Source organism: Pseudomonas sp. B707 (assembly GCF_022496685.1).
Lineage (GTDB): Bacteria > Pseudomonadota > Gammaproteobacteria > Pseudomonadales > Pseudomonadaceae > Aquipseudomonas > Aquipseudomonas paraglycinae.
In genome coordinates, this window is the sequence record NZ_WTVE01000015.1 from 264,836 (window position 1) to 277,144 (window position 12,309).

Consider the following 12,309-nt stretch of genomic DNA (forward strand, 5'->3'; position numbering starts at 1 on the left):
CACGTGCCATGCTGCGACGCCAGGCTCTGACTTTAGGTAGTTTGCTGCTGGGAGCAGTGACACTGGGCGGCTGGACGCTGTTCAAACGCAAGGACCAAAGCCCGCTGCTGTTGTCGGCGCGGGACGACACCGATGGCAAGCATTACGCCGTCGGTTATCGGCTGGACGGCACCCAGGTGTTTGCCACCGAAGTCGGCCAGCGCTGCCACGACATCATCAATCACCCGACGCTGCCGATCGCGCTGTTCGTTGCCCGTCGGCCGGGCACCGAGAGCTACCTGATCGATCTGCGCAACGGTGCATTGCTGCAAACCGTGACGTCGCAGCCGAACCGGCACTTCTACGGCCACGCGGTGATCCACCACAGCGGCGACTACCTGTACGCCACCGAAAACGACACCACCGATCCGGGCCGTGGACTGCTCGGGGTGTACAAGTTCGAAGGCGAACGGCTGGTGCACAGCGGCGAGATTTCCACCCACGGTCTCGGCCCGCATCAGGTGTCGTGGATGCCCGACGGTGAAACCCTGGTGGTGGCTAACGGCGGGATCCGCACCGAGGCCGAAAGCCGGGTCGACATGAACCTCGACGCCATGGAGCCAAGCCTGGTGCTGATGCAGCGCGATGGCACCCTGCTGAGCAAGGAAACCCTCGCCCAGCAGATGAACAGCGTGCGCCACCTGGGGATCGCCAGCGACGGCACCATCGTTGCCGGCCAGCAATTCATGGGGCCTTCCCACGAGCGCTCGGAGCTGCTGGCGATCAAGCGACCGGGCCAGCCTTTCGTGGCGTTCCCGGTGCCGGAGCATCAGTTGCAGTCGATGGGTCATTACACCGCCAGCGTCGCCGTGCACAGCGACCTGCGTCTGGTGGCACTGACCGCACCGCGCGGCAACCGCTTCTTCATCTGGGACCTGGACAGCGGCGAAGTGCGCCTCGACGCACCGTTGCCCGACTGCGCCGGCGTCGGTGCGGTGAAGGACGGGTTTGTCGTGACCTCCGGTCAGGGACGTTGCCGCTACTACGATTGCCGTCAGAACGATCTGCTGGCCAAACCGCTGGATTTGCCCGCAGGGCTCTGGGACAACCATCTTCATCTGATGGCCTGAAATTCGCCGCCGGCCGTTCGGTCGGCGGCGCTGCTTTTTTGTATCGCCTCCCCTCATACCCGGTAAAAACTGGCAGTTGGAATCCCTGCCGGACTCGGGGTAATGTGCCCGCCTGTCTCGCCTGATTTTCTCCAAGGAACTGGAAATATGCTGCGTCGCCGCATGCTGATCATGTTGGGTGTTGTACTGCTGATCGTTCTGCTTCTCGCCGGTTACAAGGCCTTCTCGATCTATACGATGATCCAGGGCTTTTCCAAACCGAAGCCGCCGATCAGCGTCGCCGTGGCCACCGCCGTCGAGCGCCCGTGGCAGATGCGTCTGCCCACCGTCGGCACGCTGAAAGCGCTGCAAGGCGTCGACCTGAGCCTGGAGAACGCCGGCACCGTCACCGAGCTGAAGTTCGAATCGGGGCAGAAGGTCAAGGCCGGCCAGCCGTTGCTACAACTGGACAGCGCCGTCGAAGCCGCCTTCCTCGAAACCGCCAAGGCCGATCTCGGCCTCGCGCAGCTGGATTACGGTCGCGGCAGTCAACTCGTCGGCAGCAGCGCCATCTCCAAAGGCGAATTCGACCGGCTCTCGGCGCAGTTGCAAAAGAACAAGGCCACGGTCAATCAGCTCAATGCGGCGCTGGCGAAAAAACGCATCGTCGCGCCCTTCAGCGGCACCATCGGCATCCGCCTCGTCGACATCGGCGACTACCTCGCCAGCGGCACCAAGATCGCCACCCTGCAGGACCTGAGCAGCCTCTACGCCGATTTCTACGTGCCCGAACAATCGGTGCCGAAACTGGCTATCGGTCAACCGGTACAGATCACGGTCGCGGCGTATCCCGGCCAGCATTTCACCGGCGCCATCAGCGCCATCAACCCGATCGTCGAAAGCACCACTCGCAACATTCTGGTGCGCGCCACCCTGGCCAACCCCGATGGCAAGTTGCTGCCGGGCATGTTCACCAGCGTCGAAGTGCTGCTGCCGGATCCGCAGAAACACATCGTGGTCCCGGAAAGTGCGATCACCTACACCCTGTACGGCAACTCGACGTACGTGGTCACCCAGAAGAAAGCCGAAGATGGCACCGTCGAAAAAGACGACAAGGGCCAACCGGTACTGATCGCCGAGCGTCGGTTCGTCGAGACCGGCGAACGCCGCGATGGTCAGGTGATGATCAACAAGGGCGTGCAGAGCGGCGAACAGGTGGTGACGGCCGGCCAGATCAAACTGGACAACGGCGCCCACATTGCCATCAGCGACGACAAGACCCTCGGCGAGCAGAACAGTCCGCCCCGCGCCGACTGATCAAGGAAACCCCATGGCTTTTACCGATCCGTTCATCCGCCGCCCGGTGCTCGCCACCGTGGTCAGCCTGCTGATTGTGCTGCTGGGCTTTCAGGCCTGGAGCAAGCTGCCGCTGCGCCAGTACCCGCAAATGGAAAACGCCCTGATCACGGTGACCACCGCGTACCCCGGGGCCAACGCCGAAACCATCCAGGGCTACATCACCCAGCCGATGCAACAGAGCCTGGCCAGCGCCGAGGGCATCGACTACATGACTTCGGTCAGTCGCCAGAACTTCTCGGTGATTTCGATCTACGCGCGCATCGGCTCCAACAGCGACCGCTTGTTCACCGAACTGCTGGCCAAGGCCAACGAGGTGAAGAACAAGTTGCCTCAGGACGCCGAAGATCCGGTGCTGAGCAAGGAAGCCGCCGACGCCTCGGCGCTGATGTACATCAGCTTCTTCAGCAAGGAGCTGAACAACCCGCAGATCACCGACTACCTCTCACGGGTGATCCAGCCGAAACTGGCGACCCTGCCGGGCATGGCCGAGGCAGAGATTCTCGGCAACCAGGTGTTCGCCATGCGCCTGTGGATCGACCCGGTGAAACTCGCCGGCTTCGGCCTCAGCGCCAGCGACGTGACCAACGCGGTGCGCCAGTACAACTTTCTCTCCGCCGCTGGCGAAGTGAAAGGCGAGTACGTGGTCACCAGCATCAACGCCAACACCGAACTGAAGTCCGCCGAAGCCTTCGGCAAGATCCCGCTCAAGGTCAGCGGTGACAGCCGGGTGCTGCTCAGCGATGTGGCACGGGTCGAAATGGGCGCGGAAAACTACAACTCGATCAGTTCGTTCGGCGGCACGCCTTCGGTGTATATCGGGATCAAGGCCACACCCGGGGCCAACCCGCTGGAAGTGATCAAGGAAGTGCGCAAGATCATGCCGGAGCTGGAAGCCCAGCTGCCGCCCAACCTCAAGAGCGAGATCGCCTACGACGCCACGCTGTTCATCCAGGCCTCCATCGACGAAGTGGTGAAGACCCTGTTCGAGGCGGTGCTGATCGTGATCGTGGTGGTGTTCCTGTTCCTCGGTGCCCTGCGTTCAGTGGTCATTCCGGTAGTGACCATTCCGCTGTCGATGATCGGCGTGATGTTCTTCATGCAGATGATGGGCTACTCGATCAACCTGCTGACCCTGCTGGCGATGGTGCTCGCCATCGGGTTGGTGGTGGACGACGCGATTGTGGTGGTGGAAAACATCCACCGGCACATCGAGGAAGGCAAGACACCACTGGAGGCTGCGCTCGAAGGCGCACGGGAAATCGCCATGCCGGTGGTGTCGATGACCATCACCCTGGCGGCGGTGTACGCACCGATCGGTTTTCTCACCGGACTGACGGGGGCACTGTTCAAGGAGTTTGCGTTGACCCTGGCCGGGGCGGTGGTGATTTCCGGCGTCGTCGCCCTGACCCTGTCGCCGATGATGTGCGCCATGCTGCTGCGCCATGACGAAAATCCCACGGGCCTGGCCCACCGCCTCGACCGGATTTTCGACAGCCTCAAGCGTCGCTATCAGAGCATGCTGCACGGCACGCTCAATACCCGGCCGGTGGTGCTGGTGTTCGCGGTGATCGTGCTGTGCCTGATTCCGGTGCTGCTCAAGTTCACCAAATCGGAACTGGCACCGGACGAGGATCAGGGCATCATCTTCATGATGGCCAACGCGCCGCAACCGACCAACCTCGATTACCTGAACACCTACACCGACGAGTTCATCAAGATCTTCAAGGAGTTTCCGGAGTACTACTCCTCGTTCCAGATCAACGGCTACAACGGGGTGCAGAGCGGCATCGGCGGTTTCCTGCTCAAACCATGGAACGAGCGCAGTCGCACGCAAATGGAAATCCTCCCCGAGGTACAAGGCAGACTCGAGGGCATTCCGGGCCTGCAGATCTTCGGCTTCAACCTGCCGTCCCTGCCTGGCACCGGTGAAGGCCTGCCGTTCGAGTTCGTGATCAACACCGCCAACGACTACGAGCTGTTGCTGCAAGTGGCCGACCGGATCAAGAAGCGCGCCATGGAATCGGGCAAGTTCGCCTTCGTCGACCTCGACCTGGCTTTCGACAAACCCGAAGTGGTGGTCGACATCGACCGCGCCAAGGCTGCGCAGATGGGCGTGTCGATGCAGGATCTGGGCGGCACCCTCGCGACCTTGCTCGGCGAAGCCGAGATCAACCGGTTCACCATCGAAGGCCGCAGCTACAAGGTCATCGCCCAGGTCGAACGGGCCTACCGCGACAACCCGGACTGGCTGAACAATTACTACGTGAAAAACGCCCAGGGCGAACTGCTGCCGCTGTCGACCCTGATCACGGTGACCGACCGCGCACGACCGCGACAGCTCAACCAGTTCCAGCAACTCAACGCGGCCAAGCTGTCCGGGTTCCCGCTGGTGAGCATGGGCGAAGCCATCGACAGCGTGTTGCAGATCGCCCGGGAAGAGGCCCCGGCCGGGTTTGCCTTCGATTACGGCGGCGCCTCCCGCCAGTTCGTCCAGGAAGGCAGCGCGCTGTGGGTGACCTTCGCCCTGGCATTGGCGATCATTTTCCTGGTGCTGGCGGCGCAGTTCGAAAGCTTCCGCGACCCATTGGTGATTCTGGTGACCGTGCCGTTGTCGATCTGCGGGGCGCTGATTCCGCTGTTCCTCGGCTGGTCGAGCATGAACATCTACACCCAGGTCGGGCTGGTGACGCTGATCGGGCTGATCAGCAAGCACGGGATCCTGATCGTCGAGTTCGCCAACCAGTTGCGCAAGGAGAAAGGCCTGACACCCCGTGAGGCGGTGGAGGAAGCGGCGGCTATTCGTCTGCGCCCGGTGCTGATGACCACCGCGGCGATGGTGTTCGGCATGGTGCCGCTGATCGTGGCCACCGGCGCCGGTGCGGTCAGCCGTTTCGACATCGGGACGGTGATTGCCACCGGGATGTCGATCGGGACGTTGTTCACGCTGTTTGTCCTGCCGTGCGTTTACACCGTGCTGGCGAAACCCGATCCCACGGCATGACGCAGTAAAAAAAGCCATGACGCAATAAAAAAGGCCTCGCATCAGCGAGGCCTTTGGCTCTTCTAGAAAGAGATTTCAATCGATTCAACTCTGCGGCCTCATTCCTTGAGAGAGTCCGAACATGAACAGCAACAGATCATGGTCCGGCTGAGTGGCCACGGCGGCTTTCGCCACCCGTGGCATCGGGCAATGCGGATCGCTCGCCGAGGCACCGATCACCTGCATGCGTGGCTGTTCCCAGGCCGCCACCGCCAATGATGCAACTGCCAAGGCTCCTACCAGAAACAAACCTCGTGCAATTTCTAGTTTCATCGCTATAAACCTTTGATAGCGCTGCCAAACGCCGTCTCATAAAAGTAGACGAGTTTTTTCCAGTCCGTTGCGCTGAACGACGAGTGGCGACGCAATTGCTTCATGTCATGGGCGGCTGCGCGATAAGCGGTCAATCGCTGACGGCACTTTTCCAGATCGATCAGGGCGACTTCGACCTTGACCGACTCACCTTCGCCCGTCACCCGCACAAATACGTGCTTGATGTAGATGCAGCTGTGCTGCCAACGGCTCTTGTGCATGCGCGCGAGGTTTTCGGCGAGGTCCTTGAGCACGCGCTCATAGACAGCTTCGCCGTATTGCTCGCGTCCGCCGGCGGCTTCCCATTGCTCAAACTCCTGAAAGCCATCGAGCGACTTCGTCACCAACAGTGCACGCCATTTAAATTCGGGATCGGGCTGGGCACCGCAGAACACGATTTCAGGGACTCTGACGCCGAGCCGGGTCACGCCCGTCAGCGCATCGAGCTCGCGCAACACGGTCGGCCGTCCGAACGGGTGCAGCCAGCTGCGATAGATATGTCCGGTCTGGCGTTTGGCATACAGCAGCTGGCCGTCACGTCCCATGATCCGTTGCACACCACTTTCGCCACCCCGGCGTACATTGGGTTCCTCGACCCATTCGCCACGCTGGTTCCAGTAGTAGTCGAAGCGATCCTCGGGAGCGACTTCCGCTTCTGCTGCAAATTGCACTGCCATCCTGTTACCTCTTGCGTAATACGTAGACTCGCCACATGGCATAGAGCGGAATAAAGTCCAGTTGTTCCTGGATCCGGAACCCCGCGTCTTCAAATTCCTTTTCAACTGTAGCGGCCGGTAACACAAACCGGTTCTGGTAACCTTCCTGCCCACGCGTGCGCTCGGCGCGCTTGCGTTTCCAGGACTTGAAATTGCCGTCGACCCACAGCGAAATGATCACGCTGTCGCGAGTGACGCGCTCGAATTCGCGCAGAATCGCCCGGCGGTGCTCGGCTTCGCCGATGTGATGCAGCAGTCGCATGCAAAAAATGCTGTCGACGGCGTTATCGGGCAAGGCAATGTCGAACGCAGATGTGTGCAAGGGTTGTACCCGTTTCACCACATCCGCCGGTTGTGCCTGCATGGCGGTCTTGATCATCGACTCGGAATTGTCCGCACCGATGATCACCCGGTTGGGTTTTTCCGCGAGCATCGGCCAGAAACGCCCCGCACCGCACGGCAGGTCGAGTACCAGCCCCGGCTCACCGACCAGGGTCAGCGCCTTGCGGGCCATCTGCTGATCCCGCCAGTTGGACAAACGACGTCCCAGACCGTCCTGGTGCTTGCGCAGGTATTTCTGCGCATGTTTATCGTCGTACTTTTCGGAAAAATCGAGCTTGATCGGGCCGGCCATCACCAGGACTCCTGAATTACTGATGACGCCACCTTAAGCAGCGGCGTGTCAGCGTCAGGTCATCCCTTTGTGAAAAAAACGTCATGTAAATCGGCAATCTATTTCAAGGTTATACAGGAATTAGACAGGTTGGCGGGAGTACCCTCGTCGACCGGCTGATCTTCAGCGCTTGCCCAGATCGACCTCGAAACGGCAGCCATTGGGCTCCATCGTGCTCAACGTGACGCTCCAGCCCTGGTTCTCGCAGATGCGTTGAACCAGTGAAAGACCCAACCCCAGCCCTTCGCCGCGTTTTTCGTTTCCGCGTACAAAAGGCTGGAACATCGCCTCGCGTTTTTCCTCGGGAATGCCTACGCCCGAATCCTCGACCACGAAACCGTTCTCGTTGAGCGTCAGGCGAATGAACCCCTGCTCGGTGTAGTGCAAGGCATTGCGCAGCAAGTTGCCCATCACCGCATTGAGCAGCGTCGCGTTATAACAGGTGTCGGGCGGATTGCCCGGCTCGAAAATCAGCTGCAAGCCCTTGGATTCGATGGGTTCTCGCCACAGGCAAAGCAAACTGTCGGCCACTTGCGAGAGGTTATGCTGGGGCGCCGCGCCTGCGTCTTCACGCTGGGCGCGAGCGAGCATCAGGAAGGTCTGCACCAGCTCACGCATCTCTTCACTGGCCCGCGCAATGCGCTGAACCTGGGCCTTGCCGCGCTGATCGATGCCCGGATTTTCCAGCAGCAGTTCACAGGAGCTGGCCAATACCATCAGCGGTGTACGCAATTCGTGGCTGACGTCGCTGGTGAACAGGCGCTCCCGCGTCAGCGCCTGACGCAGGCGCCCAAGCGTGGCATCGAACGCCACTGCCAGTTCGCCCACCTCGTCAGCCGCATAGTCCGGCGCCAGTGGAGGTGCCAGCCCGAGCAACTGGTCGCGATGGCGCACCTGGCGGGCAAGACGCACCACCGGGGCCATCACTTTGCGCGCCAGCACCCAGCCAAGGAACACCGCCAGCGCCAGACTGAGCACGAAGCCCACCAGCACCACGGCGAACAGCACGCGCTCGCGTTCTTCAAAATCGCTTTGATCCTGCAGCAGCACGTAGCGGCGACCGTCGACCACCTCGACCATCGCGTGGTACGACAGCTGCTCGCGAAAGACTTCATGGAACCCCGAATCCAGGTGTCGCAGGTCCTTGGGCAGCTCGAAGTCGCCCGGCCCGCCGCTGAAGTAGAACAGTTGATCCGGCTCCGGCCGATGGCTCCAGTCCGAGACGTTGTCCATCAGCAGCAGGCGTTGCAGATCCCCGCCCAACCCGGCGGAAATCAGTTTTTCCTCGACCAGGTGCACGGTCGCGACGATGCCCATGGCAAACGCCCCGGCCACCAGCGCACTCATCAGCGCAAAGGCGATGATGATCCGCTGGGCAAGGCTTTGCTTAAACTCCATCGCGGCCCTCGGCCAGGCGGTAACCCACGCCGTGCACGGTGTGCAGCAGTGGCTTGGCGAATGGTTTGTCGATCACCTGGCGCAATTGGTGGACATGGCTGCGCAGGCTGTCGCTGTCCGGACAGTCATCGCCCCACAGCGCTTCTTCGAGAATTTCCCGACGCAAAACATGCGGGCTCTTTTGCATCAGCACCGCCAGCAGTTTGAGGCCGACCGGATTGAGCTTGAGCAGTTTGCCTTCGCGGGTCACTTCTAGGGTATCGAGGTCGTAGCTCAGATCGCCGACCTGCAGGGCCCGACGACCGCCGCCCTGGGTGCGACGCATCACCGCTTCGACCCGCGCCGCCAGTTCCGACAGCGCGAACGGCTTGACCAGATAATCGTCGGCTCCGGACTTGAAGCCCTGCAAGCGGTCATCGAGCTGATCGCGAGCGGTGAGCATGATTACCGGCGTATCGCGACGGGCGTCTTCGCGCAGGCGCTTGCACAGGGTGTAGCCGTCGATGCCTGGCAGCATGATGTCGAGCACGATCAGGTCGTAATGCTCGGTGGCGGCCAGATGCAGGCCCGACAGACCGTCCTGGGCGCAATCGACGGTATAGCCTTTGAGCCCCAGGTAATCGGCCAGATTGGCCAGGATATCGCGGTTGTCTTCGACCAATAGAATTCGCATGGGCACCTCCTACGTACACAGTAGCGGCCGTCTTGGCCCGCGCAGCTTACGGCCAAGTGTGGCTCACGGCTAGGCACCGAGTGGGTTGATTTGACTTAATTGCACGGATCGCCGGACTTGACGAGTTTTTCACGAGCGACCGACAAATCGCCGACAGAACCGGGCGCAGACTCACACGGTTGTGCTTCTTTGAAGACCTTACCGATGAAGGAATTGCCATGGTTTCGATCTCTGCCCGCCCTGCTTCAAGGCCTTTGAATGTATGGCTTTGCCTGGGCATTCCCGCCGTCGCGGCGGTCATTCTGGTGTTGCTGGAGCTGACCGACCTGGACATGGATCTGGCCCGGCTGTTTTACGATCCGGTCGCGGGCGACTTCATCGGCCGCCACAGTTACTTTCTCGAAGACATCCTCCACGACCGCGCCAAACAAGTGGTGATCGCCTTTTCGGTGTTATCCATCCTCGGGTTCATCGGTGCTTTTTTCATCGAACGGCTCAAACCATTCAAGCGTGAACTGGGTTGCCTGGTGTTGTCGCTGGGTCTGGCCACCTCGTTTGTCACGCCGGTGAAAGCCGTGACGGCGGTGCAATGCCCATGGAGCCTCGAACAGTTCGGTGGCCACGAAACCTACAGCAAACTGCTGGATCATCGCCCGCCGACCGACAAGCCCGGTCGTTGCTGGCCGGGTGGTCATGCGGCCACCGGTTTCACCTTGTTTGCGCTGTTCTTCGTGCTGCGTGACCGCCGCCCGCGGCTGGCCCGTCAGGCATTCATCTTTGCCTTTGCGCTGGGTTCGGTGTTTTCGATCAGCCGGATGATGCAGGGTGCGCACTTCTTCTCCCACAACGTGTGGACGGCGATCTTCTGCTGGCTGATCTGTCTGGGTTCGTATTACTGGATTCTGTATCGCCCGGCAGCCAAGAACCAGGCCACGACGTTGGCACAACCCGCCAACGCCTGACCCCTGAAACGCGGGCAATAAAAAACCCCGTCTGCTTTCGCAGACGGGGTTTTTCGTTACAGGGTGAGGCTGGCTTACATCATGCCGCCCATGCCACCCATGCCGCCCATGTCTGGCATACCGCCGCCAGCTGCACCTTCTTTCTTCGGTGCGTCAGCAACAGCAGCTTCGGTGGTCAGGATCAGACCGCCGATGGAGGCTGCAGCTTGCAGAGCCGAACGGGTGACCTTGGTTGGGTCCAGGATGCCCATTTCGATCATGTCGCCGTATTCGCCGGTAGCAGCGTTGTAGCCGAAGCTGCCTTCGCCGTTCTTGACCTTGTCGACAACCACGCTTGGCTCGTCGCCGGAGTTGGCAACGATCTGGCGCAGCGGCGCTTCAACAGCGCGGCGCAGTACAGCGATACCGACGTTCTGGTCAGCGTTGTCGCCTTTCAGTTCGGTCAGGGCTTCCAGAGCGCGGATCAGCGCAACGCCACCGCCAGGTACCACGCCTTCTTCAACGGCTGCGCGGGTTGCGTGCAGGGCGTCTTCAACGCGGGCTTTCTTCTCTTTCATTTCAACTTCGGAACCGGCGCCAACCTTGATCACTGCAACGCCGCCGGACAGCTTGGCCAGACGCTCTTGCAGTTTTTCACGGTCGTAGTCCGAGGAAGTCTCGGCAACCTGGGCACGGATCTGAGCGATACGGGCTTCGATGTCGCCTTGAACGCCAGCACCGTCAACGATGATGGTGTTTTCCTTGGACAGGGTCACGCGCTTGGCGCTACCCAGGTGTTCCAGGGTGGTGCTTTCCAGGCTCAGGCCGATCTCTTCGGAGATAACGGTACCGCCGGTCAGAACAGCGATGTCCTGCAGCATGGCCTTGCGACGGTCGCCGAAGCCTGGAGCCTTGACGGCTGCGACTTTAACGATGCCACGCATGTTGTTCACGACCAGAGTCGCCAGGGCTTCGCCTTCAACGTCTTCGGCAACGATCAGCAGTGGACGGCCGGCTTTGGCAACGGCTTCCAGCACTGGCAGCATTTCGCGGATGTTCGAGATCTTCTTGTCGACCAGCAGGATCAGCGCGCCTTCCAGCTCGGCAACCATGGTGTCCGGCTTGTTGACGAAGTACGGGGACAGGTAGCCACGGTCGAACTGCATGCCTTCTACAACCGACAGTTCGTTTTCCAGGCCCGAGCCTTCTTCAACGGTGATCACGCCTTCTTTACCGACTTTTTCCATGGCTTCGGCAATGATGTCGCCGATGGAGTTGTCGGAGTTGGCGGAGATGGTGCCTACCTGAGCGATAGCCTTGGTGTCGGCGCATGGCTTGGACAGGGCTTTCAGTTCTTTGACGATCGCGATGGTCGCTTTGTCGATACCGCGCTTCAGGTCCATCGGGTTCATGCCGGCAGCGACGGCTTTCAGGCCTTCGTTGACGATCGACTGAGCCAGAACGGTAGCGGTGGTAGTACCGTCACCAGCGTCATCGTTGGCACGGGAGGCAACGTCTTTGACCAGCTGCGCGCCCATGTTTTCGAAACGGTCTTCGAGTTCGATTTCCTTGGCGACGGAAACGCCGTCCTTGGTGATGGTCGGAGCGCCGAAGCTCTTCTCGAGAATCACGTTACGGCCTTTCGGGCCCAGGGTCGCTTTTACCGCGTCAGCCAGGACGTTTACGCCAACCAGCATTTTCTTGCGGGCGGAATCGCCGAATTTAACTTCTTTAGCAGCCATGATCGATATTCCTTAAATACTTTGTAGTAGCGGGAAAATGAACGGGGGTAATCAGCCTTCGATAACGGCGAGGATTTCGTTCTCGCTCATTACCAGCAGGTCTTCGCCGTCGACTTTCACAGTGTTGCTGCCGGAGTACGGACCGAACACAACCTTGTCGCCTACCTTCACGGACAGTGCGCGCACTTCACCGCTTTCCAGTGCCTTGCCCGGGCCTACAGCCAGAATCTCACCGTGGTTGGCTTTTTCAGCAGCCGAACCTGGCAGGACGATACCGCCAGCGGTTTTCTTTTCTTCTTCGCTGCGACGGATGACGACGCGGTCATGCAGAGGACGAAGCTTCATTGTCGATCTCTCCTAATTGTGG

Annotated in this window: 11 protein-coding genes; 4 read left to right on the top strand and 7 right to left on the bottom strand. The window is 60.6% G+C overall.

Annotated elements, in window-relative coordinates; all coding sequences use genetic code 11:
- Window positions 1-8: 8 nt before the first annotated feature.
- The 3 genes from GQX66_RS06740 (at window position 9) to GQX66_RS06750 (ending at window position 5,448) form a co-directional block, all read left to right on the top strand.
- On the top strand, window positions 9-1,109 hold the full coding sequence (locus GQX66_RS06740) for a DUF1513 domain-containing protein (RefSeq protein WP_236191400.1): 1,101 nt from the start codon (window positions 9-11) through the stop codon (window positions 1,107-1,109).
- A 147-nt stretch (window positions 1,110-1,256) separates the two neighbouring features.
- Window positions 1,257-2,405 carry an efflux RND transporter periplasmic adaptor subunit gene (locus GQX66_RS06745; protein ID WP_085610855.1) on the top strand — a complete coding sequence of 383 codons (1,149 nt, stop codon included), beginning with the start codon at window positions 1,257-1,259 and terminating at the stop codon, window positions 2,403-2,405.
- A gap of 13 nt (window positions 2,406-2,418) precedes the next feature.
- Window positions 2,419-5,448 carry a multidrug efflux RND transporter permease subunit gene (locus GQX66_RS06750; protein ID WP_240867672.1) on the top strand — a complete coding sequence of 1,010 codons (3,030 nt, stop codon included), beginning with the start codon at window positions 2,419-2,421 and terminating at the stop codon, window positions 5,446-5,448.
- A gap of 84 nt (window positions 5,449-5,532) precedes the next feature.
- Here the strand turns inward: GQX66_RS06750 and GQX66_RS06755 are convergent, their stop codons facing one another.
- The 5 genes from GQX66_RS06755 to colR form a co-directional block, all read right to left on the bottom strand.
- A complete protein-coding gene (locus GQX66_RS06755) occupies window positions 5,533-5,760 on the bottom strand; it encodes a hypothetical protein (protein ID WP_011335717.1) in 228 nt (75 codons plus the stop codon).
- A 2-nt stretch (window positions 5,761-5,762) separates the two neighbouring features.
- Complete coding sequence (locus GQX66_RS06760) at window positions 5,763-6,476, bottom strand: lipopolysaccharide kinase InaA family protein (RefSeq protein WP_240867676.1); 714 nt, start codon at window positions 6,474-6,476, stop codon at window positions 5,763-5,765.
- 4 nt (window positions 6,477-6,480) lie between these two features.
- Window positions 6,481-7,149: a class I SAM-dependent methyltransferase gene (locus GQX66_RS06765; RefSeq protein ID WP_085745263.1), complete on the bottom strand. Its 669-nt coding sequence runs from the start codon at window positions 7,147-7,149 to the stop codon at window positions 6,481-6,483.
- A gap of 162 nt (window positions 7,150-7,311) precedes the next feature.
- Window positions 7,312-8,586 carry a HAMP domain-containing sensor histidine kinase gene (locus GQX66_RS06770; protein WP_085745264.1) on the bottom strand — a complete coding sequence of 425 codons (1,275 nt, stop codon included), beginning with the start codon at window positions 8,584-8,586 and terminating at the stop codon, window positions 7,312-7,314.
- Window positions 8,576-9,259 carry a two-component system response regulator ColR gene (colR, locus tag GQX66_RS06775; RefSeq protein ID WP_007953224.1) on the bottom strand — a complete coding sequence of 228 codons (684 nt, stop codon included), beginning with the start codon at window positions 9,257-9,259 and terminating at the stop codon, window positions 8,576-8,578. Before colR ends, GQX66_RS06770 begins: the two co-directional genes overlap by 11 nt.
- Window positions 9,260-9,477: 218 nt before the next feature.
- Between colR and GQX66_RS06780 the strand changes: the two genes are divergently transcribed.
- A complete protein-coding gene (locus GQX66_RS06780; RefSeq protein WP_102687212.1) occupies window positions 9,478-10,221 on the top strand; it encodes a phosphatase PAP2 family protein in 744 nt (247 codons plus the stop codon).
- Window positions 10,222-10,295: 74 nt separating this feature from the next.
- Here the strand turns inward: GQX66_RS06780 and groL are convergent, their stop codons facing one another.
- Window positions 10,296-11,942 (bottom strand): chaperonin GroEL, encoded by a 1,647-nt coding sequence (gene groL, locus GQX66_RS06785; protein ID WP_007953220.1) that lies wholly within the window; start codon window positions 11,940-11,942, stop codon window positions 10,296-10,298.
- Window positions 11,943-11,993: 51 nt separating this feature from the next.
- Window positions 11,994-12,287 (bottom strand): co-chaperone GroES, encoded by a 294-nt coding sequence (locus GQX66_RS06790; RefSeq protein ID WP_011335724.1) that lies wholly within the window; start codon window positions 12,285-12,287, stop codon window positions 11,994-11,996.
- Window positions 12,288-12,309 lie beyond the last annotated feature (22 nt).

Excerpts from the sequence above, each read along its gene's own strand:
- colR (WP_007953224.1), bottom strand. The coding sequence starts at position 9,259 with ATGCGAATTCTATTGGTCGAAGACAACCGCGATATCCTGGCCAATCTG.
- GQX66_RS06765 (WP_085745263.1), bottom strand. The coding sequence starts at position 7,149 with ATGGCCGGCCCGATCAAGCTCGATTTTTCCGAAAAGTACGACGATAAA.
- GQX66_RS06755 (WP_011335717.1), bottom strand. The coding sequence starts at position 5,760 with ATGAAACTAGAAATTGCACGAGGTTTGTTTCTGGTAGGAGCCTTGGCA.
- GQX66_RS06750 (WP_240867672.1), top strand. The coding sequence starts at position 2,419 with ATGGCTTTTACCGATCCGTTCATCCGCCGCCCGGTGCTCGCCACCGTG.
- GQX66_RS06745 (WP_085610855.1), top strand. The coding sequence starts at position 1,257 with ATGCTGCGTCGCCGCATGCTGATCATGTTGGGTGTTGTACTGCTGATC.
- GQX66_RS06790 (WP_011335724.1), bottom strand. The coding sequence starts at position 12,287 with ATGAAGCTTCGTCCTCTGCATGACCGCGTCGTCATCCGTCGCAGCGAA.
- GQX66_RS06780 (WP_102687212.1), top strand. The coding sequence starts at position 9,478 with ATGGTTTCGATCTCTGCCCGCCCTGCTTCAAGGCCTTTGAATGTATGG.
- GQX66_RS06760 (WP_240867676.1), bottom strand. The coding sequence starts at position 6,476 with ATGGCAGTGCAATTTGCAGCAGAAGCGGAAGTCGCTCCCGAGGATCGC.
- GQX66_RS06770 (WP_085745264.1), bottom strand. The coding sequence starts at position 8,586 with ATGGAGTTTAAGCAAAGCCTTGCCCAGCGGATCATCATCGCCTTTGCG.
- GQX66_RS06740 (WP_236191400.1), top strand. The coding sequence starts at position 9 with ATGCTGCGACGCCAGGCTCTGACTTTAGGTAGTTTGCTGCTGGGAGCA.
- groL (WP_007953220.1), bottom strand. The coding sequence starts at position 11,942 with ATGGCTGCTAAAGAAGTTAAATTCGGCGATTCCGCCCGCAAGAAAATG.